General features: G+C 45.5%; 1 protein-coding gene. It reads right to left on the bottom strand.

From position 1 onward, the window contains the following. The coding region (locus tag B5G28_RS14320; RefSeq protein WP_087249857.1) for a DDE-type integrase/transposase/recombinase at nucleotides 1–499 on the bottom strand (499 nt) is incomplete at its 3' end. Between the last annotated feature and the right edge of the window lie 39 nt (nucleotides 500–538).

Genomic DNA, 538 nt, shown 5'->3' with positions numbered 1-538 from the left:
CTTGGGAAGTATACTGAAACCCTTGGTCGCTGTGGAGCTGTAACTCTGCGGCGACCTTCTTCTTTTCTCTGTGTACTGCCTGGCGGATAGTATCCAGTACCAGGTTCACTGTTTGCTGGATTGCAGTTTTATAAGCCACAATACTGTTGTCGTACAAATCACGGATCATAGACAGATACAGTACACCTTGTTTGGTTTGAATATAGGAGATATCGGTCACCCATTTGCGGTTTGGCGCTTCAGCGTGAAAATTCCGATTGAGAAGATTCTGGTATTTGTGCAGCTGCTGCCCCATCTGCTGCCAACGTTTGCGGCGACGGATTTCAGACAATAAGCCGTATTTTTTCATGACACGCAGGATCGTTTTAGGGTTATGGATGATTTCTTCACTGTTTTTCATCCATTGCCACATTCTACGATAGCCATAGGTATGAAAACACTTGTCCTGCTGATTTCGGATCTTCTCTGCCAATGAGGCATCTTTCTCAGGTCGATTCAGTCGCCTTACAAAGCTGTAATAGCCGCTTCTGGATACCGA

Source organism: Faecalibacterium sp. An77 (assembly GCF_002161315.1).
Lineage (GTDB): Bacteria > Bacillota > Clostridia > Oscillospirales > Ruminococcaceae > Faecalibacterium.
This window is presented reverse-complemented; position numbering and strand designations above follow the sequence as displayed.